We start from the raw sequence: 21,636 nt of genomic DNA, 5'->3' as shown, positions 1-21,636 counted from the left end.
GGCCCCTTGCCGCCGATGCGGCGATCGCGCGCCCTTTCACCGAGCGGCCGCCGCGCCAGCTGTGGTAGCAAATTGTTAACCATGATTAGATACCCGAGGTCATCAATCCCGCTGGCTGATTCGCGAGCGTTTGTGAGCCTCGGTGCCATCCATGCGAACAACACCGCTTGCGGTCCACTCCCGGCGTCTCGGCCTTTTCACGGCACTGGCCTCCCTTGCGCTGACCATCCCTTCGCTTGCCCAATCGGTCTGGACCGGCAACAGCGACAACGAGTTCAGCAACGGCGCAAACTGGACCCCTGCCCTGCCCGGCAAGGACGATGCGGCCGAGGTGAACCGCGGCTCTCCGCAGGTGACGGCCGATCCGACGATCCGCCAGCTCGGGGTCGATGGCGGCAATGTCACGATCACCAATACCGGGGCGCTCACCGTCACTGACGGAAGCACACTGACGTCCGGCAGCATCAGCATCAATGCAGGCGGCGTGCTCAATTCGGACGTCGACCTGAACGGCGGCGCCCTGTCGATCGACGGCGATCTCAACGGCAATCTGAACCTCAACAGCGGCAACGTCTCGGTCAACGGGACACTCGACAGTGCCGTCGTCGGAACGGCGACGGCACTCAGCAACAACGGCACCGTCGGCGGCGTCAACGTTTCGGCCGGCGGCACGTTCGTCAACAACAGCGGCGCGGTTGCCGGTGCAACGGTCAATGCCGGCACGGCCTCCAATGCCGGCACGCTCGGGTCGCTCACCAACGCCAGCGGCAACTTTACCAACAACACCGGCGGCACGATCACCGGCAAGACGACCGTTGCGGGCGGCACGGTCACCAACAACTTCGTCGTGACCGATGCCGACGTCGAGGCCGCGGCCACCTTCGTCAACAACAACGGCGCGACTGCCGGCAATGTCACCAATGCCGGCACGGTGACAAATGCGGGCACGATCGCCTCGGTGCGCAACAATGCCGGCGACTTCACCAACAACTTCGGCGGCGAAGTGACGGGTGAAACGACCGTGTCGGGCGGCAGCGTGACCAACAACGCCAAGCTCGGCGCTGTATCCGTCGGCACCGCGGGCACGTTCACCAACACCAGCGGGTCGACGGCCGGCTCCGTCACCAACAGCGGCGCCGCGTCGAACGCAGGCACGATCGCCGCCCTGACCAACACGGGCGGGACTTTCTCCAACAACGCCGGCGGCACGGTCACGGGCAAGACCACGGTCGCGGGTGGAACCGTTACCAACAATTTCGTCGTCACGGATGCCGACGTCGCCGCCGCTGCGGCTTTCGTCAACAACAGCGGCGCCACGGCCGGCAACATCACGAACGCCGGGGCCGTCTCGAACGCCGGCACGGTTGCCTCGCTCCGGAACAACGCCGGGACGTTCACCAACAACGGCGGCGGCCAGGTGACCGGCACGACGATGGTCGCCGGCGGCACTGTCGTCAACAACGCCGAACTTGCAGACGTCGATGTCGGCGCAGGCGGCACCTTCACCAACAACAGCGGCGCGGTTGCCGCTGCGGTCACGAATGCCGGAACCGCCTCGAACGACGGGACGATCGCTTCGCTTGCCAACACCGGCGGGATGTTTTCCAACACCGGTACGATCAGTGGCGGAGCGACGATCGCCGGCGGCGAGCTTGTCAATCAGGGGACGATCGCGGGCAAGATCGACGTCTTCGATGGCGGACTGCTTTCCGGCAGCGGCATCGTCGGGGGGATGACCGTCAATGCCGGCGGCACGATCGCGCCGGGCCCGGGTTTCGCAACGGTCGCGGTCAATGGCGATCTGACGCTGCGATCCGGCTCGGCCTATCAGGTCGATGTCGATGCCACCGGGCTGTCCGACCGGCTTGCCGTTTCGGGCGGGCTGGTGATCGAAGGCGCGAGACTCGACATACTAGCCGCGGGCGGCACCTATGCGCCGACGACGTCCTACACGATCCTGACCGCTGGCAGCGTCACGGGCGCCTTTGGCGAAGTGAACAACAACCTCGCGTTCCTGTCGCCGACCTTGACCTACAACTTGACCAGCATCGACCTCCGGCTCGATCGGAACGCTGTCGCCTTCGCCGACCTCGCGCAAACGGCAAACACACGCGCCGTTGCCAACGCTGTCGAGGCGCTGGGAACGTCGAACCCGTTGTTTCTGGCCGTCGTGTCACTGGATGACGAAACCGCCAGCCAGGCGTTTCCGCAGTTGACGGGTGAGGTGCACGCCTCGGTCAAAAGCCAGCTTCTGTGGGATAGCCGCTTTCCGCGGGAAGCCATCCTCGAGCGGACCAGCACTGCCGCCGCGTACCGATTGCCGCCATCGGATGATGGCGTCTTCTGGACGGCAGGCTTTGCCGCCTCAGGCAGCTTGCCCGGCGATGGCAACGCAACAGGGATCGATGCGCGCACAAACGGTGTCATCCTGGGTGCGGACTGGATCGCTTCCGACGATTGGCGGCTCGGCGGCATTCTTGGCTACAGCCATCTCGCGCTTCAGCCGGAGGCAAGCGTGGATGCCTACCACGCCGGGCTCTATGCCTCAGGGCCGATCGGGCCACTCGACCTTGCAGCCGGTGCGATCTACTCGCACAACGATGTATCGACCCGGCGCGATGTTTCCTTCGGCACCTTCTCCGACAAGCTGACCGCTGACTACGACAGCACCGTCACGCAGGTTTTTGCGGATCTCTCCTGGACGCTCGAGGCGGACGAAGTGCGGCTTCAGCCGTTTGCGAACCTTGCCTATATCAGGCTCGACACCAACGCTTTCCGGGAAACGGGCGGCGCCGCGGCCCTGTCGGCGGACGATGCGACCGACCAACTGGCGGTCACGACAATCGGCCTGCGCTGGTGGGCGGACCTGCCGGTGGACGACCTGCCGATTGCGGCGTCCGGCCTCATCGGCTGGCGGCATGGCATGGGCGACCTGACGCCGTCATCACGGCTGATCCTTGCCGACACCAGCCCCTTCACCATCGCCGGCGTGCCTGTGGCGCGCGACGCGCTGGTGGTGGAAGCGGGTTTTTCCGCCAGGCTCTCAGACACCGCCCGGCTGGCGCTGACCTATGTCGGAGAATTCGGCAACGGGGTGCAATCCAACGCGGGGCGGGCAAACCTGATCGTGAATTTCTAGAGCGCATTGCCGCAATGAAGAGGCGCCGCGGTCAACAGGCCGCGGCGCCGTTAAAGCCCGTTCGAACCCGGGCGTCTCCGACTGCCGTTTATTTGCCGACGGTGGCGACGGAGGCCGTATTGGCGAAGAGGTCGGGATAGGCTTGGGTCAGCGTCTGTGCGATCGCACCGGCGAAGCGTTCATTGGCGGTCCTGTTCGGATGCGCGTCCGCGGGCGACACCCAGAGCGTCTCCGGCACGAGATCCTCGACCGACGGACGCAGATCAAGGAAGGGGACGCCTTCGCTTGCGGCAATCTTTTCTACAGCGCCGGTCACTTCCGGGAAGGGATACTGCTTGAGTTCGTGCAGCTCGGGATAATTGACGAACACGAGCTTGATGCCGTTTTCCTTGCAGTACTGTGCAAGCCGCTGCATCGCCGCCTGCGCGTCATTCCATCCGGGCTGCCCATTTTCATAAAGGCCGCGATAGTACGCCTTCCAGTCCGCCCGACCGAGGAAGATGCGCGAGATCTTGTCGACCGCCGAAGCCAGCACGACGTAGGCCTGGGAATATTCCCCCCACCCGACCTTGTGTCTGCGCGGCGTCGGCTCGGCATCATTGATGAAATAGTTGAGGACGACGACGTCCGGCTTCAGCGTGTATCCCTTGGTCAGGAAATAGGCGACTTCCATCTGCGAATTGTAATTGCCGACGCCTGTGTTGATGACCTCGTATTTGCGCGCACCCGAGGCCGCGCCATTGAGCACGGTCTCCAGCAGTCTCGATGGCGTGTCCTCTTCCTTCACGCCCCAGCCGAAGGTCAGAGAGTCTCCAAGCATCATCACACGCACGGCGCCATCGGCAACCGGCGGCACTTCCCTGTTGCGCAGTCCGATCGAGTTGATGCTGACCGGCACGCCCATGAAGAACCCGCTGGCGTTCGGAATATGCTCGTGGCCGATGGCCGGCTCGGCGCTGACGCGCTTGAGGTCGCGGGCGTATTTCCACATCTCAAGGTCAAAATCCATGCCGTTGTCGAACACGGTTCTCGCCAGGCCTTCGATCATCAGACCGCAGAGGGCAAGACTGAAGCCGGCGGCAAGAATGGCGAGCAGCGCGCGCTTCAGCACGGAGGACCTTGGTACGCTGTTCTGTTCCATTTGAACGGCTCGCGATGCATGGGAATTCATCTGTCTTCCTTTCAGCCCCACCATTATGATCCGGCCTGCGAAACCTGCGTGCAAACGGGCTCGACCGGAGCGGATTTTACGAATTCGTGTTTGCCAACCGCCAGGACCTTGCCGCCGCTCCAGGTGTTGAGCAGCCACTCGTCAACCGTCTCTGCCACCAGGAAATGCCCGAGCGGAGAAAGATGCTTGTCGCCGATGCCATAGGTCTTCATCGGGTCGTTGGCGGCGAGCTTTTCAGTCGGATCGACCACATAGACACCCGGCGTCGCGGCCGCGAATGCATTGATCATCTCGCGCTGCTTTTCCGGCTCCAGACCGTCGTCACGGCCGGCGAGCTCCGCCCAGCCAGGCAGCACCACGACCAGCAGGTCGGCGCCATTTTCGCGGGCGTCGTCGGCAAGGCGCGCGAACAGCCGTCGCGTCAGTTCGATGGCGTGGCCCATGTCGCGCCTGGAAGCCCGGTCACCGACATAGGGTCTCAGAAGCGTCGAATAGAACCAGTTGTAAAGCTTGCTGTTCTGCCAAAGATAGAGGTGCGCCTGCAGGGCAAGGCTCGGCTTCTTCGTACCGCTGCCGGCCGGCTCGACGGTGATCTCCGCAGACGTTGGCGTCAGCACGGCGCGCTCGGCGTTGTCCTCGATATCGGTGCTGAGAGAAAGGCCGACGACGACCAGCTTGTGCGGAATGACGCGGCCCTTATCCTCGTAAAGCCTGATCTCGTTCGGCTGACCGTAGCCGCCGGTGCCGTAATTCTTGAAGAGCAGCTGCGGATGCCAGGCGTTCAGGAGCGAGCTGAAGGTCTCGCTTTCCTTGACGAGCGAACCACGCACCATGGAATCGCCAAGAACGATCACGGGCGCCCCGGCGCCCACCGCATTGTCGCGGAAGCCGTCGCTGTTGATCTGCACACGGTTCCAAGGGTCGAGCGGACTGAAGCGCTCGAAATAGCTGTTGCCCGGTATTTCGGTGTAGCCATAGAGGGCGTGCGGCTGATGCCGCGCCCGCGGCACGCCGCAGTAGACGTACTCGCCTTCGCCGACCGGAAGCTGCAGAGTTGGCACGAAGCGCAGAAGCATCTCGCACAGGAGAATGGCGACAAGGCCCGAGACGACGATGATCAAGCCATCGATCGTACCGGCGAGATTGCGCGAACGGCGCACGCGTTGCAAAACGCCCGCCGATTTGTCCTGCCCGATGAAATCGGAAGGCGAGGCGGTCGGATTGTTGAGTGAGTCCTGGCTTTCGACTTTTCGGGACATGTTGGAGGACACCTGATTTGCGATCTTGTTAAGTCACTTACGGGTTACGTCGCTTTGTTCTGATCAGGCGCTTCCGGCTTCGCGAAGATACGAGCGCGCCAGACTGGCCAGATAGGTAATTGTCCTTCTTTGAACCTTGGCCGCCGTCGCTGCACGCTTCAGCTCGCCGGATTTCGAAAGCCTGATGCGCTTGGAGGCGTCGGGCCTCAGCAATTCGATCGACCGCAGCAGGCAGGGCAGCACCCCGTAGCCGGTCAGAAGATCCCGGAACATGGCGGTCGCGGCGTAGACAACGTCGGCGGCCGCCACCGCCTCGCGCACACGGGCGTCGTCGGAGATTTTGACGTACAGCACACCTGGAATGAGAAGAGGCAACGTCGGCACCACGGGATCCAGCACACGATTGACCGCCGCCGGCGTCACCTCATTCAAGATGAAGACGGTAAGCTGCTTCTGGCTCAAACGATAACCCTTTATGATTATCTCGACCGGAAGCCGACCGTCCGTTTCGGCTATTTCAATAACACTTTGAACATGCATAGTGGCTCTCCAAAACAGAGAAGAACACCGAGAATAATTTTTTGATTACGACAACATTTATCGATTTTTTATACAGCGACATGAGCTTCTGAGGTTCGCACTTCTCTGTCGGAGACGCCTTACAATTTGAACTCTATCTCAGGATTCCCGTCCTGAATATATCCAGATGGATATACTCCGAGCCACTTTCTTCGATTGTTTTGCGCATGATTGCGGGTTGGGACCGCCACCAACCGGCTGGAGCGACGACATGGAAGGGCCCTGCCGTGTGACCAGCCGGTGCCTTGCGCAAGGTCAGAAGCGAGCGTTGCCCGCCTCAGCGCGCAACGCTCGCTTTTTTCGGGGAGTTCACGAGGTGCTTTTCGGAAGCCGGCTTGCCAGGTTGGCCAGTTCGACGCGCGTCGAGATGCCGAGCTTGCTGTAGATGCTGTGGAGGTGCAGCTTGACGGTGCCGGGAGAAATGCCGAGCTTGGCGCCGATCTCCTTGCTGCGGATGCCGGAGGCCGCCAGGCGCGATACCTCGATTTCGCGCTGGGTCAAAAGGTCGAGCCCGGGCGTGTGTACGGTCTCCTGAATGCGGATCCGGTCAAGCGCGGACCTCAGCGCCTGATCCTGCAAATAGGTCTTGCCCGCGGCCACCGCATCGATGCAATCGAGCAGGGTATCGGGCGCCTGCTCCTTGAGCACGATGCCGTTCACACCAAGCTTCATGGCCTCGGCAATCTGGTTGTCGGCGATGTCGGCGGTCAGGATGATGATGGCGATCCGTTGTCCGTGGCTACGCAGCCGGCGGATGAATTCGAGCCCGTCCATCTGCGGCATGCGCAGGTCGGCGACGACGATGTCGACGGCCTGTTCGGCGAGGATCTGCAGCGCATCGTCGGCGCGCTCGCAGGTCGCGACCACCTGCCAGCCGGGCACGGTCTCGATCAGGCGACGCAGCCCGTCGAGAACGATCCGGTGATCGTCGACGACGATTGCACGCAGTGTCACTGCGGCATCGGCAGCATGACGACGACCCGTGTCCATTCCGCTATCCTTTCGATCGCAAGTTTTCCACCGCGCGCAGCCGCGCGTTCACGCAGGCTGCGGGGTCCGATTTTTTCCCGCTCCAGCTCGGCATGATCGAGGCGCTCACCGTAGCCAAAACCGATGCCGTCATCGTCGATCGTCAACACGATCGAACCGTCGTCAACCCGGACCACGATCCGGACCGTCTGCGCCTCGCCATGCCTCACGGCATTGGCAGTCGCTTCAGAGGTCATGCGCGCGAGCTCGTAGGTGAGCGCCAGCGGCAGGTCGATGCCCGACGGCGGATCAAACGCGATTGACACGTCGATCTGCCACTGTTGCCTCAGCCGCGCCGCCAGCGCCTCGAGCTGCCGTTCGAGATGCATTTCACCGGCGACCTGCAGGTTGCCGCCCGGCTCGAGGGCACGGATGAAGCCGCGAAGCTCGCGCTGCTCGTCCTGCAGCATGGCCTGGATCGTGTCGAGGCGCTCGGCAAGGACCTCCGGCGGCACGTCGGTAAGCTTTCTGAGCGACTGGAGATGCAGCGCGGTGCCGGCAAGGGCCTGCAGTACCCCGTCATGCAGGTCGCGGCCGATGCGGATGCGCTCATCCACCGCCGCCTCGTCACTCAGCCGCCGCACTAGGATGGCCTGTTCGAACAGAGCCTTGACGCGGTCGGCAATGATCTCAGCGATGGCGACATCGTCCAGCGTGAGCGCAGGCGGTTCCAGAGCAAAAAGGCGTGCCTGGAGATCGTCGACCTGGAAATAGGTCGAGACCGCGGACGTGATCTTGAAAGTTTCGACCAGCGCAGGCGAGATCGGTGGGTCGGCGTCGGCCCATTGATGAAAGCGCCCCTCGCCGACATGGATAAGGAGGCGACCGCTCGCAGCGTCGGAGATCAGCAGGCTGCTGCGCTGCAGTTTCTCGTCCGTCCAGGAGCCGAAGGCGTCCGGAGGCATCTGGATGACCTCGAGCTCGCCCTCCGTCCACACCGCCACATAGGTCCAGGGTTCTTCGGCGTCGGTCCACAACAGCAGTGCGCGCGGCACCAGCATGACATGGGCGGCATAATCGAGTGCGGCGCGTGCCGGCCACTCGCGCCCCCTCGGCTGGGCCGGCGTTCGCTGAACAAGGCGCAACAGCTCGGCCCTGACGGCTTCCTGGTGCGCGCCGAGCCACACCAGCAAGGCTGCCGCCACGAAGATGAAAAGAAGCCGCGATGCGTTGGTCGTCGTGTCCGAATCCGGGTCGAGCAGGTCGCTGCTGTCGAAGTATCCGAGGTAGAGCAACGCCGCAAAGCAGACGAGGCCGGTATAAAGCGCCCCGCGCCAGCGCCAGTGCAGGGTCGCCGACAGCAGTGTGAACGGCATGAACATGAAGAACGGGCTGGCCGGACCGTCGGTCATCGACATGAACGTGGCGAGGGCCGCAACATCGATGATATGGCGCACCAGCGTGCCGCGGACCCGCGAAATCTCCGTGCGCCAGACCAGAAAGGCGGCTGCGACCGCGTAGAACAGATAGCCGTACAGAAGAAAATAGATCGGCTCGGGCGGCAAGGGAACGTGCGCGGAATCGAGCCACGCGATCCAGACGCTGCCGGCGGCAAGCAGGATGCGCCCGACGGCGATCACCTTGTCGGATCGGGCGCGGAAGGTGTTTGCCCAGACCTTGCGACCCGAAGCCTGGTCGCCGTCGACGGACGGTCGCGGCGGCTGCCGCAGGAAGGCGCCCGCCGGGCCTAAGCGCCGGGCGCTGAAACGGTCTGACGGCTCCAGCCTCATGCCTTGTCTCCGCCTTCGGCCGACCCGCGGAACGCTAACATGATGCGCGCGACGATCCAGAATGAACAAAGTGTCGACCGCCAGGCTGAGACAACCGCATCTTCAACGATATGGCCAGCGCAGATCCTGGAGCCGCTAAAACGCTTACCTTCTCAAGTGTCGCAAGCATACGCTTGTCTCGTCACGCGCTCAATTGCATTCGACCGCGAGTATATCCAAGGTTAGGACGCGATCGGCGCCCGCCTCATCTTCGCTCGTCCCGAAGGCCAGCCCGGAACACTGGAAGCGTCCGCGCCCAGTCCTCAATAAGTCCCCGATTTCAGCATGAGCAGCCAAGAAAACGAACGGTATATGACGGTCTATATCCATTGGCATATTGACCAAACTGGGCGTTTGCCGCTCATATTCACTCAATATAAATTACTAATTCGTTTTCAAATCTCGGCACAGTGAAGATTGTGCGTATTTTTAGCTAACCGCTTTGAGATGGATAGCAATGAGTATTTCTCACGGACCACTGCATGAGAAGCCCCTGGAAGGGCCTTCGAACAGAAGCTTCGGCTACACCGTCGGCGGCATCCTGCTCGCGATCGCGATCATAAAAGCGTGGCGACATTCCGAGGTGACGGTGATCGCTGGCGGGCTTGGCCTGATCGGCGCCGTACTCGTCATCCTGGCCCTGGTCGCACCGTCAAGCCTGACACGTGCCAACCATCTCTGGATGAAGCTCGGCCTCGTGCTGTTCAAGATCGTCAATCCGGTTGTGATGTTCCTGATCTACGTCACGACCTTCGTGCCGATCGGCTTTTATCTCCGGCTGCGCGGCAATGACGCGCTGAGCGAACAGTTCGACAGGAACGCCAAGACCTATTGGATCGACAAGCCAGAGGCCGGCGCGGCCGAGGCGACGATGAAAAACCAGTTCTGAATTTTTTGAAGAACCTAACCATTACTGTATCGGACAGAGGACACGAAAATGGACCTTGCTAAGGAACTCCTCTCATACATGGGCAACCGTAAGAAATACTGGTTGCTGCCGATCTTGATCATGACGACCATTTTCGGGACCCTGGTGGTACTGACGCAGGGAACGGCTGTCGCCCCCTTCATCTATACGCTGTTCTGAGGCGGCCCATCGTGCGGATCCTCGGTATCTCGGCATTTTACCACGACAGCGCGGCTGCGCTCGTCGAGGACGGGCGGATCGTTGCCGCCGCCCAGGAAGAACGCTTTACGCGCCGGAAACACGATCCCGACTTTCCGGCGCGGGCAATCGAATACTGCCTGGCGGAAGCGGGCTGCACCATGAACGACATCGATCATGTCGTGTTCTACGAAAAGCCGTTCCTGAAGTTCGAACGATTGGTCGAGACCTATCTTGCGACCGTTCCCCACGGCTTCAGTTCGTTCCGCGTCGCAATGCCGGTCTGGATCAAGGAAAAGCTCTTCCAGAAGAAGATGCTGCGCAAGGATCTCGGCAAGCTAGCCGGCAAGAAGGAATGGGACGGATCGTTGCTCTTCACCGAGCATCACCAGTCCCACGCGGCAAGCGCCTTCTTTCCCTCGCCCTTCTCCTCGGCGGCGGTCCTCACCATGGACGGCGTCGGCGAATGGTGCACGACGTCGCTCGCCCATGGCCGCGACAATCGTCTCGACTTCCTGAAGGAAGTGCACTTCCCGCACTCCCTCGGCCTGCTCTATTCGGCCTTCACCTATTACACCGGGTTCAAGGTCAATTCGGGCGAGTACAAGGTCATGGGGCTTGCCCCCTATGGGCGCCCGCGTTTTGCCCAGACGATCCTCGACAATCTGATCGACCTCAAGGAAGACGGTTCCTTCCGTCTCGACCAGCACTATTTCGGTTATTGCACCGGCCTCAGAATGACCAAGCCGGCCTTTCACGATCTCTTCGGCGGCGAGCCGCGCAAGCCGGAATCGCCGCTGACGCAACGTGAAATGGACCTCGCGGCCTCGGTTCAGGCCGTGACCGAAGAGGCCGTAATGCGGCTCGCCCGCTTTGCAAGACGCCAGACGGGCGAGAAGAATCTCTGCCTTGCCGGCGGCGTCGCACTCAACTGCGTGGCCAATGGCAAGCTGCTGAAAGCCGGGATCTTCGACGACATCTGGATCCAGCCTGCCGCCGGCGACGCGGGCGGGGCGCTTGGCGCGGCACTGTCCGTCTGGCACGAATACCTCGGAAGCACACGCACGCCCAAGGACGGCGATGCGATGTCCGGGTCCTATCTCGGACCGGCCTTCGAGCAGGGCGAGGTCGAGCAGCGGCTTGCCGCTGCCGGCGCCAAGTTCGAGGTGCTGTCGGACGAGGACGTCACCTCGTCCACAGTCTCGGCGCTGGCCGAGGAAAAGGCCGTCGGCTGGATGCAGGGCCGCATGGAGTTCGGTCCACGCGCACTCGGCGGGCGCTCCATCCTTGGCGACGCACGCTCGCCGACGATGCAGAAGATGCTCAATCTCAAGGTCAAGTACCGCGAGAGCTTCCGGCCCTTCGCACCATCGGTCAGGCGCGAGGATGTCGCTGATTGGTTCGACATCGACAAGGACAGCCCCTACATGCTGCTCGTCGGCGATGTGCTGGAAAGCCGCCGCCTGCATGCCAACCATCCGCAGGAAAACCTGTTCGGCATCGACCTCTTGAATGTGCCGCGCTCCGAGATTCCGGCGGTGACGCATGTCGATTATTCCGCCCGCATCCAGACGGTGCACCGCGAAACCAATCCGCGTTACTGGGAGCTTTTGACACGCTTCAAGGCACGGACGGGCTGCCCGGTTCTCGTCAATACCAGCTTCAACGTGCGCGGCGAGCCGATCGTCTGCAACCCGGAAGACGCCTATCGCTGCTTCATGGGTACGGAGATCGAACGGCTTGTCGTCGGCAACTGCGTGCTGAAGAAGGAAGACCAGCCGGCGCACCTGAAGCAGGACTACAAGGAAAACTTCGAGCTCGACTAGTCAGCCGTACGATCTCGATGGGCCGAAGGACGCTCCGGAAACCGGTTTCCTGGGCGTCTTTTGGCGTTTTGTGCTTGCACCTTTGCCCGCACGGATCCCGGTTGAACCAGCTTGTTAACGGCCGGCGGACATGCGCGGCGCGCTGCGAGACGATTGTCGCACGCCAAATTCACGCGTCAGCAGCTTTACAAAAAACGGGATCAGTCCCGACTTTGCGCGCGCCTTGTCGAAGGCCGCCTGGAACGGCGCCCTGTAGCTGAAGAGATCAGGCCGGATCGGCCGCAGCAGGCCCTCCTCGACGTAACGGCCGGCAAAATGATCGGGCAGATAGCCGAGATATCGCCCGGACAGGATCAGCCGCGCCTCCGCCTCCATGTCGCTGACGGTCGCGCGCGGGTTGGCGATCGAGAAGATCTTCAGGTCGCGGGCGTTCCAGTAGGATCGGCCGATCAGGTTGTAGGAGCGAATGTCGTCGATCTCGATCTCGCTGTCGGGGCGCGAGAACAGCGGATGCCCGGCTCCGCAGTAGAAGCGCTGGGTCTCTTCGTAGAGATCGATATATTCCAGCCCGAGTGTGGTGCGTGGAAAGCTGGCGATCGCCACATGGAGATCGCCGGTAATCACGTCACGTAGCAGTTCGTGCGGGGGGCGCGTGACGATCGAAAGCGCCACTTCCGGCGCTTCGTCCGTCATCCGGGCAAAGACGGCATTGAGGCAGGACGCCGGATCCGACAGCGTGTTGTCGATGAGACCGATCGACAACGTTCCGTTCAACTGATGCTGCAGCCCCTTCATGCGCAGGTCGAACTGATCGATGGAACCGAACAGCCGCTTGGCTTCCTCATAGACCGCGCGCCCTTCCTCCGTCAGGCGGAAACCGGACCGCCCGCGCTGGCAAAGCGTCAGGCCGAGACGGCCCTCGAGCGCCGAAATATGATTGGAGATGGTCGAGAGCGACAGGTTGAGTTCCCCTTGCGCCGCCGCGAATCCCCCCGCCTCCACGATCGTCACATAGATGCGAAGCAGCCTCACATCCAACTGGTCCAGTGCCATTCCTCAGCGCCTTTACCTTGAGAAAGATCCAAGTGAAGCGCAATTATTGTGTATTTTCATGCACTAAGCCAGGTGATTTTAGGCAATTCGACCGGCGCCAAGGGGGCGCCGGTCGGTGATCGCTGATTGTCCGTGGATGCTTGTCAGGGCTGGCGATAGACCTCGTTGCCGGCCAAATAGGTCGCTTCGACCTTGCGTTCGCGGATCGAGCGGTCAAGCGGATCGGGCAACGTGCCATCGATGACGACGAAGTCGGCCCATTTGCCTTCGCTGATCGACCCGATCTCACCGCCCCAGGGCGTCATGTCGGCGCCCGCCTGCGTGAGGCCATGCAGCGCCTGATCGAAGGTGACGGCCTGTTCCGGGTGCCACGGCCCGTCGCCGAGGCCGAACGGGCTTTCGCGGAAAACGGCGTCGTTGATCTGGGCGAGCGGGCTCAGCGGCGACGTCGGCCAGTCCGAGCCGAACACCAGCGGCACACCGGCATCGAGCATCGAGTGCCAGACATAGGCGCGCGGCTCCCGGTCGGTGCCGATCCGCTCGGTGATGTATTTGCCGATCGTGCCGGTCGCATGGTTGGGCTGCATCGAGGCGACGACGCCGAGGTCCTTGAACCGCTGGATATCCTTGGTCTCCACCACCTCGATGTGCTCGATGCGGTTCGGCTGCGGCCGCGGCACCGAGGCTTCGGCAAAGGCGTCGAGCACGAGGCTGACGCCGCCATCGCCGATTGCGTGCACCGCTGTCGGGAAGCCGTTTTCGTTGGATGCCTTGATGGCGGCAGCGAGCTGCTCCTTGGTTTCGAACGGCTTGCCCTTCCACCCGTGCTGGTCGGAATAGTCCTCATGCATGTAGGCCGTGCGGGTCGACAGCACCCCGTCGATCACCGACTTGGTGTAACCGAGCTTCAGGAGCGGCCCTTTCTTCTCCTGTTCACCGGAGTCTGCGGCAACCTTGTCGACCTCGGCGCGGTCTTTGACGGCGCCGGCAATCTTCTTCGGATCGCCCTCGAAGAAGCCGTACCAGACGCGCAGCGGCAACTTCTTTTCGGCAAGGATAGCCGCATAGTCGTGCACGGCAGCGAGATCGGACATGTCGTTGACGCCGGTGATGCCGAGGCTGTTGGCGTATTTCATCGTCTTCAAAAGGGCTTCGCGCCGCTCCGCATCGGCAACCGCCGGCCGGTGCTTCTCGACGAGATCGCCGGCGCTTTCAAGCAGAATGCCGCTCGGTTCTCCCTTGTCGTTGAGCACGACCTCGCCGCCTTCCGCGACCTTCGACGTTGCGGTGACGCCGCCGACCTCGAGCGCCTTGGAATTGACCCAGTAGGAATGGAAGTCGATGTCGCGCAGGATGACGACGCGGTCCGGCACCACGGCGTCGAGATCCTCCTTGGTCGGCAGCTTGCCTTCGCCGAGCGTGTAGTCCCAGCCGCCCCCCATCAGCCAGACGCCCTTCGGCAGCCGTGCGTCGGCCTCCTTGATGTTTTCGAGCCAGGTCTTCTTGTCGGGGATGTAGGAGAGATCGACACCGGTCACCATGTCCATGCCGGATGTCAGATGGGTGTGGCCGTCGATAAAGCCCGGCGTCACGGTCTTGCCGCCGGCATCGATCACCTTCGTCTGAGCGTCGGCCAGCGCCTTGATCTCGTCATTGCTGCCTGTGGCGATGAATTTGCCGTTCTCGACGGCGAAGGCCTGAACCTTGGGCTTTCCCGCATCAACGGTGCGCACATCGCCGTTGAGCACGATCAGATCGGGGGCCGCCCATGCCGACGTGCCGGCGCCAACCATGATCGCCAGGATCGATGTCGCGCCCAGCGCCCGCGTAATTGCTGCCAGTGTCATCAAGTCTCTCCTCTCGCGACTGCATCCCTCCACCCCCGGCGAGCCGCGACACCGGCGTTGAAGGATGATGCTCGAAGTCGAGGATGCAGCGTATACGCCTTCGGGCTAGGTTGGCGCGGGCGACGAGGATCCTGGGAAAAAATCCAGCCGTACGGCGCCGGTCGGCCTGACCGGGCCGATACCGACGCGCACGCATGTCCGATCCTACCGCGGCAATCACCAGGATCTGCCGCAGGCAGAGACAACTTGAAACGTCAGGGAAGCTCGGGCAAGCGCCCTCTCTTCCCTGTCTGGGGCCGTTCAGGCTCAGGTAAACAGCGCCTTGAGGCGCGGCCACAGGCCAATCGCGGCGCGCACCCGCCTGGCGGCATAGGCCGCCCGGACGGAACTGCCGAAATTGCAGTCGCAGACGATGTCGTGCAACTGGTGGTCCGAGAGCTCGAAGAACCGTTTTGCCTCGCCGTAGCTGTCGTCACCAAGGCCCGCAAGGCGCAACTGCGTATCCTCGAAGGCGACGGTCATCGGCGAGCCACTCACCTGCATGGTGTGCCTGACGGCGGCAGATGCATGTTCGGTACCGGAAAGCGTGCCCAGCCGGCGGCCGGGATTGCTTTCCAGGAGTTCGGCCCAACGCTGGAGCCGTTCCGTTCTCGTCATGGCGGGATCGGGACGGATTTCGGCACGCTCTTGCAACTGCTCAATCGTTTGATGCTTCATCGTCGTCTCTCCTGATCCGAAGATGCGACCGCGGTACGAGCCCCTCCGCACAGAGATCGCCGTCTCTGCAACTCGCCAGCGGGACCGCGGTTCCGTTGCCCGAAAAAAAAAGAAAGCTTGCGTGTATCGCCGCGCGAGAACTGCCCCGGGCCTCAACCATCACAGGCGAAAACGCCGGATTTCCAGGCGCTGCGTGACGGAACGCCTCCCTGGCCGATCACGGCGCCTCAAACCTGCGTTCACGCCGAAGTCACCGACCGCCGCCTGTATCGCAAGCCGGAATCGTGTCATGAAGCGACCGGCTTTACCGGACAGGGCGACACGACCATGAAGAAGATCGGCTTTCTTTCCTTCGGACATTGGACACCGTCGCCGCAGTCCCAGACGCGATCGGCAGCCGACGCGCTGCTGCAGTCGATCGACCTTGCCGTCGCCGCCGAGGAGCTGGGTGCCGACGGTGCCTATTTCCGGGTCCATCACTTTGCCCGCCAGCTCGCCTCGCCCTTCCCGCTGCTGGCGGCGATCGGCGCGAAGACCAGCCGGATCGAGATCGGCACCGCCGTCATCGACATGCGCTATGAAAACCCGCTCTATATGGCCGAGGACGCGGGGGCTGCCGATCTCATTGCCGGCGGACGGCTGCAATTGGGCATCAGCCGCGGTTCTCCCGAACAGGTGATCGACGGCTGGCGCCATTTCGGCTACCAGCCGGCCGAGGGCGAGAGCGACAGCGACATGGCCAGGCGCCATGCGGAAGTGTTTCTGGACGTGCTGCGTGGCGAAGGCTTCGCCCAGCCAAATCCGCGACCAATGTTTCCCAACCCGCCGGGCCTGCTGCGTGTCGAGCCGCATTCGGATGGGCTGAGAGAGCGCATCTGGTGGGGCGCGAGCTCGAACGCCACGGCCGTCTGGGCGGCGAAGCTCGGCATGAACCTGCAAAGCTCGACATTGAAGGATGACGAAACCGGCCTTCCCTTCCATGTCCAGCAGGCCGACCAGATCCGCGCCTACCGCGAGGCGTGGAAGGCGGCCGGACACGCGCGCGAACCGCGCGTTTCCGTCAGCCGCAGCATTTTTGCTTTGGTGGACGATCGCGATCGCGCCTATTTCGGCGGCCCCAACCACCAGGAAGACAAGATCGGCTTCATCGACGACAAGACGCGGGCAATCTTTGGGCGCAGCTACGCCGCGTCACCGGACGTGCTTGCCGAGCAGCTGGCCAAGGACGAGGCGATCGCCGAGGCCGATACGCTGCTCCTGACCGTGCCGAACCAGCTTGGCGTCGACTACAATGCCCACGTCATCGAGGCGTTCCTGACGCATGTCGCGCCGGCTCTCGGCTGGCGATAGCGGCCGGCGGTCAGGTCTGGAGAACGGATGTCGGCTCAGGGAACGGGCGCCGGATGCGCGATCCCCTGGTAGTAATCGCCTTCACCGCCACCCCAATATTCATTGGTGTAGCGCTCGCGTTCGTCGCCCAGGGTCTGTGCCGGCGGACGGTAGACATAGCCATAGGGACCGCCCATCGGCACCGGCTCCATGTAGACGCTGCCGGTGGGCATCGGATCGACATAGACCGCACCGGGGGCCGGCTCGTAGTAGTAATTGTCAGCCATGGCCGGGGTCGCCGATGCGCCCAGCGCGACGGCAAATGCAGCCAATGATATCTTCGCGTGAATTTTCATGGCGCTGCTCCTCTCTCCGTTCGCCATTGTGCACGCCTCCCGAAATGCGAGGCACGCTCAGGCTCCAGGAAAACGCATAACGTCCGACCGCGCGAAGCGTTCCGTCACCGGGCATTGTCGCCCGCCGGTCCCGCGGATTGGCACGTCGAGCAGCGTCGCTCGCCGCGTGCGTCAATGCAGCCCGAAGACGCGTAAGAGCTCCTCGCGGTGGCGGACGAACTCCGGCGCGCTGCGATCGCGCGGGCGCGACAGGTCAATTTCGATCAGCCGCGGCTCGCCGCCCTTTTCGCGCGGCAGGATCAGGATCCGGTCGGCAAGATAGATCGCCTCCTCGAGATCGTGGGTCACGAGCACCGTCGTGACGTCCTCGTCGCGCCAGATGCGGGCAAGCTCCTGCTGCATGCTGATCTTGGTCATGGCGTCGAGCGCGCCCAGCGGCTCGTCGAGAAGCAGGATCTCGGGCTGGACGGCGAGCGCGCGCGCGATACCGACACGTTGAGCCATGCCGCCGGAGAGCTGCCGGGGATAGGCATGCTCGAACTGCTGCAGGCCGACGAGCTCAACATAGTGCTTCGCCCGACTGCGGGCCTCGTTGCGCGACAGGCCGCGCGTCTCCAGCCCGAAGCCGACATTGTCGAGAACGCTCAGCCACGGCAGCAGGCGCGGCTCCTGGAAGATGACGGCGCGCTCGGCACCGACACCGCGAACCGTCTTGCCGTCGATCCTGACCTCGCCGGCGTCCGCGTCCTCAAGCCCCGCCAGGACCCGGAGCAAGGTCGTCTTGCCGGAGCCGCTGGCGCCGACGATCGCCAGCGTTTCACCGGGCCGGATATCAAGGTTGATGTCTTTCAGAACGGGCAACGGGGCACCGTTCAGGCGGTAGGTCTTGGTGAGGTGGCGGATCGCCACATCTCCACGGCGGGGTTCCCTGGGAGCGCTCATGACCGGTCCTCAGTTGCTGGCTGCCGGAGCATCGACGGCAAAGAGCACGTCCTTGGGTGCGATCTGCCCCTGCTTCAGCTTGCCTTCCCGCACCAGAACGTCGATCCAGAACTGCAGGTCATGATCGACCGGAAGGCCGCCGGCCCGCACCCCGTAGCCGCGAAAATACTGCGCGATCTCTGGATTTTCGCCACGCTCCTTCAGCGCCTTCGCAAATATCTTCTTGGTCTCCTCCGGGTGCTCGCGGGCATAGTCGAGCGCGCGCGCCGACTGAAGAACGAAAGTCTTCGCCGCCTCCGGATGCGCCGTGACGAAGTCGCGCCTCAGCACCACGAAGCCGCCGGCGATATCCCCGAGCACATCCGTGTCGTCGAAGACGGCACGCAGACCGCCGTTCTTGCGCGCAGCCCCCTCGAAGGTGGTCTGCCAGTAGCCGAAGGCCGAGATATCGACCTGGCCGGAGCGCAGGACCTGTTCGAGCTGGGGACCCGGGACGACGATCTGGTTGGCCGCATCCGAGGGCAGGCCGACCGAATGCAACGCTTCGCGAATGGTATAGTCGAGATGCGCGCCCAGCGTGTTGACGGCGATGCTCTTGCCGGCGATGTCCTTGATGCTCCTGATCGGGCTGTCTTCAAGCACATAGAAGATCGACTGGACCTCGTCATTGATGCCATTCGACGGATAGGCGGCGACGAAGTCGTTGCCGCTGATGATCGAGTTGAGCACGGCCGAGGTGGCGGCGCTGCCGATCTCGACGTCGCCCGAGGCGAGCGCGATCAGGGAGGCCGGGCCGCCGGTCGCATAGCCGACATTCTCGATCGTGATGCCGGTTCCGTCGAAGTAGCCGAGTTCCTGGGCGAATTCGTGGGCCGACAACCCACCCTGGCTGGCAAGAAAGCGCAGCTTGACGTCGTCAGCGGCAGCCGCAGGGGCGGCGAGCCCGAAAGCGAGCGTGACCGAGAGCAGCAGATTGCGGGGATGGAAGGTCATTTCGATTTCCTTTCCGAAGAGAAGACGTAAAGCGGAGGATCAGTCGGTGGGTTGCGACCAGCGGCAAAGATTGCGTTGCAGCAGGACGAGCAAGGCGTTGGCCGCAAGCCCAAGCAGGGCAAGCAGCAGGATCGCGGCAAACATCAGCGGGATCTGGAAGTTGTACTGCGCATTCATCACCTGGAAGCCGATGCCCTTGTTCGCGCCGATCATTTCGGCGGCGATCAGGAGAAGGAGCGCCGTGGTCGCCGAGAGCCGCAGCCCCACGAAGATCGCCGGAACTGAGGCCGGCAGCACGACGCGGCGAAAGATCGAAAGCGGTCCGGCGCCATAGGTCCTGGCCATCTCGATCAGCTTCTTGTCGACCTCCTTGACGCCCGCGATGGTGGACAGAAGGATCGGAAACAGCGTCGCCCAGAAGATCACGAAGACCTTGGAGGTCTCGCCGAGGCCAAGAAGCAGGATGAAGACCGGGTAGAGCGCCAGCGCCGAGGTCTGGCGGAAAAGCTGCAGGATCGGATCGAGCGCCTGCTCGACGAGGCGGACCTGCCCCATGAACAGGCCAAGGGGGATGCCCACCGCCACGGCCGCCGCAAAGGCAATGCCGGACCGCTGCAGGCTGATGGCGATGTCGTCCAGCAGTGCGCCGCTGGCAAGGCCATCCCAAAGGGCGTTGACGATCACGCTCAGCGGCGGGAAGACAGCCGGATTGACCCAGCCGAGCGTGCTCGAAAGCTGCCAGAGCGCGAGGAAAGCGACGACGACGCCGTAGCGCGCGACAAGAGGACCGAAGAGACCATTCGAGCGGGCCGGGATGACAGCTGCAGTCGAAAGCGGCTTGGCAGTGCGGCTGACCCGACGCGTTAGCCCCAAGCCGGCCGAGAAAAACGGGTTGGTGTTTTCAAAGGACATGATCGCACCTCACTCAGCTGCCTGGATCGCCGATCTGGCGGCCGTCCAGCGGTTGACGGGGAAGGGCAGGCCGAGGTTTTCGCGGAGCGTCCTGCCTTCATAGGCCGTGCGAAACAGGCCGCGACGCTGCAATTGCGGAATCACCAGGTCGACGAAATCGTCGAGTGCCGTCGGAAACCACGGCGGCAGGATGTTGAAGCCGTCGGCGGCCTCGTTTTCGAACCACTCCTGCAATGTGTCTGCGATCTGCTCGGCCGAGCCGACGATCGTGTAGTGGCCGCGCGCCGACGCGATCCACTGGTAGAGCTGGCGAATGCTGAAATTGTTCTCGTCAGCAATCTGGCGGATCAGCGCCTGCCTGCTCTTCATGCCCTCGGTCGGCGGCGCCGGCGGCAACGGGCCGTCGAGGTCGTAGCCATGAAGGTCCAGCGTCCCGCCGGTCAGGCCGTTGAGCAGGCCGATGCCATCCTCTTCGACGATCAGCGACGTCAGCCGCTCGTATTTTTCCTGCGCTTCGGCCTCGGTCCGGCCGACGAAGGGCGAGACACCTGGCATGATCAGGATGTGATCCGGATTGCGGCCAAGGCCGCGGGCCCGCGCCTTGATGTCGCGATAGAATTCCTGGGCCGTTTCGATGTGCTGGTGCGCCGTGAAGATCACTTCGGCCGTTGCGGCCGCGAGCCCTCGACCGTCGTCGGATTGCCCTGCCTGGACGATGACAGGATGCCCTTGCGGCGAGCGCGCGATGTTGAGCGGACCGCGCACCTTGAAGTGTTCGCCGCGGTGATCCGTGCCATGCAGTTTCGTCTGATCGAAGAAGACGCCCGTCCTCTTGTCGCGGATAAAGGCATCGTCTTCAAAGCTGTCCCACAGCTTCTTGACGACGTCGACATGTTCGGCCGCGCGGCGATACCGCTCGGCATGGGGAAGCTGGGTGTCGCGGTTGAAATTCTGCGCCGTCGGATCGCCGGTCGTCGTCACGACGTTCCAGCCGGCACGACCGCCGGAGATCAGGTCGAGCGAGGCGAACTTGCGCGCCGTGGTATAGGGTTCCTCATAGGTGGTGGACGACGTCGCGATGAAGCCGAGATGGGTGGTGAGCGGTGCCAGCGCCGAAAACAACGTCACCGGTTCGAACCCCGCCACGCGGGCATTGCCACCCTCGCGCGCACCGCCAAAGCCGATCGCCAGCCCGTCTGCCAGGAAATAGGCGTCGAACAGGCCACGTTCGGCCGTCAGCGCCAGCTGCTTGTGAAATTCGAAGCTGGTCGCACCGTCAGCCGGCTGGTCCGGGTGCCGCCAGGCCGCGATGTGCTGTCCACCACCGGGAAGAAAGGCTCCAAGCCGGATCTTGCGTGTGATCTCAACCCTCTCTCTTTTCGCAGCGAACCCGCGCGGGTCCACATGTCGCGTTGTGACGCCGGCGCCTCCGGGAGGGAGACGCCAAGCCGCGACCACATAGACAAAATACATTATCCATCAATTTTATAGAGAACTGAGTTTTCGCGGCTCTCGGCCACGGTGAAATGTTTTTGCTAATATGCGGCCAATGTGTGCGCCACAGCGGGTTTTCCGGGCGCTACACTCTTTCAGCGATTAATCGCTTCGGG

General features: G+C 63.0%; 18 protein-coding genes. 5 read left to right on the top strand and 13 right to left on the bottom strand.

What is annotated here, in order from left to right; translation table 11 throughout:
* Positions 1-151 precede the first annotated feature (151 nt).
* Positions 152-3,139, top strand: coding sequence for an autotransporter outer membrane beta-barrel domain-containing protein (locus VGO12_RS19535; RefSeq protein WP_327514418.1), 2,988 nt, complete (start codon positions 152-154; stop codon positions 3,137-3,139).
* Positions 3,140-3,227: 88 nt separating this feature from the next.
* Here VGO12_RS19535 and VGO12_RS19530 read toward each other — a convergent pair whose 3' ends face one another.
* The 5 genes from VGO12_RS19530 to VGO12_RS19510 form a co-directional block, all read right to left on the bottom strand.
* Positions 3,228-4,280, bottom strand: coding sequence for an SGNH/GDSL hydrolase family protein (locus VGO12_RS19530; protein ID WP_327514417.1), 1,053 nt, complete (start codon positions 4,278-4,280; stop codon positions 3,228-3,230).
* Positions 4,281-4,333: 53 nt separating this feature from the next.
* Positions 4,334-5,569, bottom strand: a complete 1,236-nt coding sequence (locus VGO12_RS19525) for a hypothetical protein (protein ID WP_327514416.1) — start codon at positions 5,567-5,569, stop codon at positions 4,334-4,336.
* A gap of 63 nt (positions 5,570-5,632) precedes the next feature.
* Positions 5,633-6,109 carry a hypothetical protein gene (locus VGO12_RS19520; RefSeq protein ID WP_327514415.1) on the bottom strand — a complete coding sequence of 159 codons (477 nt, stop codon included), beginning with the start codon at positions 6,107-6,109 and terminating at the stop codon, positions 5,633-5,635.
* A 348-nt stretch (positions 6,110-6,457) separates the two neighbouring features.
* On the bottom strand, positions 6,458-7,138 hold the full coding sequence (locus VGO12_RS19515; protein ID WP_327514414.1) for a response regulator transcription factor: 681 nt from the start codon (positions 7,136-7,138) through the stop codon (positions 6,458-6,460).
* A complete protein-coding gene (locus VGO12_RS19510) occupies positions 7,099-8,907 on the bottom strand; it encodes a sensor histidine kinase (RefSeq protein ID WP_327514413.1) in 1,809 nt (602 codons plus the stop codon). The genes VGO12_RS19515 and VGO12_RS19510 overlap by 40 nt, the downstream gene beginning before the upstream one ends.
* 496 nt (positions 8,908-9,403) lie before the next feature.
* Between VGO12_RS19510 and VGO12_RS19505 the strand changes: the two genes are divergently transcribed.
* The 3 genes from VGO12_RS19505 to VGO12_RS19495 are packed head-to-tail and all read left to right on the top strand — an operon-like array spanning position 9,404 to position 11,877.
* Complete coding sequence (locus tag VGO12_RS19505) at positions 9,404-9,835, top strand: hypothetical protein (protein ID WP_327514412.1); 432 nt, start codon at positions 9,404-9,406, stop codon at positions 9,833-9,835.
* Positions 9,836-9,883: 48 nt separating this feature from the next.
* Positions 9,884-10,033 (top strand): DUF5989 family protein, encoded by a 150-nt coding sequence (locus VGO12_RS19500; RefSeq protein WP_327514411.1) that lies wholly within the window; start codon positions 9,884-9,886, stop codon positions 10,031-10,033.
* Between the two features lie 11 nt (positions 10,034-10,044).
* The gene (locus VGO12_RS19495; protein ID WP_327514410.1) at positions 10,045-11,877 is read left to right on the top strand and encodes a carbamoyltransferase; all 1,833 of its coding nucleotides are present in this window, start codon (positions 10,045-10,047) and stop codon (positions 11,875-11,877) included.
* 114 nt (positions 11,878-11,991) lie between these two features.
* Here the strand turns inward: VGO12_RS19495 and VGO12_RS19490 are convergent, their stop codons facing one another.
* The 3 genes from VGO12_RS19490 to VGO12_RS19480 all read right to left on the bottom strand — a co-directional run bounded on the left by VGO12_RS19490 (position 11,992) and on the right by VGO12_RS19480 (position 15,494).
* Positions 11,992-12,930 (bottom strand): LysR family transcriptional regulator, encoded by a 939-nt coding sequence (locus VGO12_RS19490; RefSeq protein ID WP_327514409.1) that lies wholly within the window; start codon positions 12,928-12,930, stop codon positions 11,992-11,994.
* A gap of 143 nt (positions 12,931-13,073) precedes the next feature.
* Positions 13,074-14,777, bottom strand: coding sequence for an amidohydrolase (locus VGO12_RS19485; RefSeq protein ID WP_327514408.1), 1,704 nt, complete (start codon positions 14,775-14,777; stop codon positions 13,074-13,076).
* A 306-nt stretch (positions 14,778-15,083) separates the two neighbouring features.
* Positions 15,084-15,494 (bottom strand): hypothetical protein, encoded by a 411-nt coding sequence (locus VGO12_RS19480; RefSeq protein ID WP_327514407.1) that lies wholly within the window; start codon positions 15,492-15,494, stop codon positions 15,084-15,086.
* 327 nt (positions 15,495-15,821) lie between these two features.
* Between VGO12_RS19480 and VGO12_RS19475 the strand changes: the two genes are divergently transcribed.
* Positions 15,822-16,844, top strand: coding sequence for an LLM class flavin-dependent oxidoreductase (locus tag VGO12_RS19475; RefSeq protein WP_327514508.1), 1,023 nt, complete (start codon positions 15,822-15,824; stop codon positions 16,842-16,844).
* Between the two features lie 35 nt (positions 16,845-16,879).
* Here the strand turns inward: VGO12_RS19475 and VGO12_RS19470 are convergent, their stop codons facing one another.
* From VGO12_RS19470 to VGO12_RS19450, 5 genes are all read right to left on the bottom strand, one after another.
* A complete protein-coding gene (locus VGO12_RS19470; protein ID WP_327514406.1) occupies positions 16,880-17,179 on the bottom strand; it encodes a hypothetical protein in 300 nt (99 codons plus the stop codon).
* 171 nt (positions 17,180-17,350) lie between these two features.
* Positions 17,351-18,121, bottom strand: a complete 771-nt coding sequence (locus tag VGO12_RS19465; RefSeq protein ID WP_327514405.1) for an ABC transporter ATP-binding protein — start codon at positions 18,119-18,121, stop codon at positions 17,351-17,353.
* Positions 18,122-18,130: 9 nt separating this feature from the next.
* Positions 18,131-19,114, bottom strand: coding sequence for an ABC transporter substrate-binding protein (locus VGO12_RS19460; RefSeq protein ID WP_327514404.1), 984 nt, complete (start codon positions 19,112-19,114; stop codon positions 18,131-18,133).
* Between the two features lie 39 nt (positions 19,115-19,153).
* Positions 19,154-20,026 (bottom strand): ABC transporter permease, encoded by an 873-nt coding sequence (locus tag VGO12_RS19455; RefSeq protein WP_327514403.1) that lies wholly within the window; start codon positions 20,024-20,026, stop codon positions 19,154-19,156.
* A 9-nt stretch (positions 20,027-20,035) separates the two neighbouring features.
* Positions 20,036-21,388 (bottom strand): LLM class flavin-dependent oxidoreductase, encoded by a 1,353-nt coding sequence (locus VGO12_RS19450; RefSeq protein ID WP_327514507.1) that lies wholly within the window; start codon positions 21,386-21,388, stop codon positions 20,036-20,038.
* Between the last annotated feature and the right edge of the window lie 248 nt (positions 21,389-21,636).

Source organism: Ensifer sp., from assembly GCF_035999135.1.
Taxonomy (GTDB): domain Bacteria; phylum Pseudomonadota; class Alphaproteobacteria; order Rhizobiales; family Rhizobiaceae; genus Ensifer.
The sequence above is the reverse complement of the archived record's forward strand: the minus strand, read 5'-3'. Positions and strand labels throughout refer to the sequence as shown.

What these genes read in the sequence shown, in the direction of transcription:
- VGO12_RS19535 (WP_327514418.1), top strand. Translation starts at nt 152, where the DNA reads ATGCGAACAACACCGCTTGCGGTCCACTCCCGGCGTCTCGGCCTTTTC.
- VGO12_RS19530 (WP_327514417.1), bottom strand. Translation starts at nt 4,280, where the DNA reads ATGGAACAGAACAGCGTACCAAGGTCCTCCGTGCTGAAGCGCGCGCTG.
- VGO12_RS19525 (WP_327514416.1), bottom strand. Translation starts at nt 5,569, where the DNA reads ATGTCCCGAAAAGTCGAAAGCCAGGACTCACTCAACAATCCGACCGCC.
- VGO12_RS19520 (WP_327514415.1), bottom strand. Translation starts at nt 6,109, where the DNA reads ATGCATGTTCAAAGTGTTATTGAAATAGCCGAAACGGACGGTCGGCTT.
- VGO12_RS19515 (WP_327514414.1), bottom strand. Translation starts at nt 7,138, where the DNA reads ATGGACACGGGTCGTCGTCATGCTGCCGATGCCGCAGTGACACTGCGT.
- VGO12_RS19510 (WP_327514413.1), bottom strand. Translation starts at nt 8,907, where the DNA reads ATGAGGCTGGAGCCGTCAGACCGTTTCAGCGCCCGGCGCTTAGGCCCG.
- VGO12_RS19505 (WP_327514412.1), top strand. Translation starts at nt 9,404, where the DNA reads ATGAGTATTTCTCACGGACCACTGCATGAGAAGCCCCTGGAAGGGCCT.
- VGO12_RS19500 (WP_327514411.1), top strand. Translation starts at nt 9,884, where the DNA reads ATGGACCTTGCTAAGGAACTCCTCTCATACATGGGCAACCGTAAGAAA.
- VGO12_RS19490 (WP_327514409.1), bottom strand. Translation starts at nt 12,930, where the DNA reads ATGGCACTGGACCAGTTGGATGTGAGGCTGCTTCGCATCTATGTGACG.
- VGO12_RS19485 (WP_327514408.1), bottom strand. Translation starts at nt 14,777, where the DNA reads ATGACACTGGCAGCAATTACGCGGGCGCTGGGCGCGACATCGATCCTG.
- VGO12_RS19480 (WP_327514407.1), bottom strand. Translation starts at nt 15,494, where the DNA reads ATGAAGCATCAAACGATTGAGCAGTTGCAAGAGCGTGCCGAAATCCGT.
- VGO12_RS19475 (WP_327514508.1), top strand. Translation starts at nt 15,822, where the DNA reads ATGAAGAAGATCGGCTTTCTTTCCTTCGGACATTGGACACCGTCGCCG.
- VGO12_RS19470 (WP_327514406.1), bottom strand. Translation starts at nt 17,179, where the DNA reads ATGAAAATTCACGCGAAGATATCATTGGCTGCATTTGCCGTCGCGCTG.
- VGO12_RS19465 (WP_327514405.1), bottom strand. Translation starts at nt 18,121, where the DNA reads ATGAGCGCTCCCAGGGAACCCCGCCGTGGAGATGTGGCGATCCGCCAC.
- VGO12_RS19460 (WP_327514404.1), bottom strand. Translation starts at nt 19,114, where the DNA reads ATGACCTTCCATCCCCGCAATCTGCTGCTCTCGGTCACGCTCGCTTTC.
- VGO12_RS19455 (WP_327514403.1), bottom strand. Translation starts at nt 20,026, where the DNA reads ATGTCCTTTGAAAACACCAACCCGTTTTTCTCGGCCGGCTTGGGGCTA.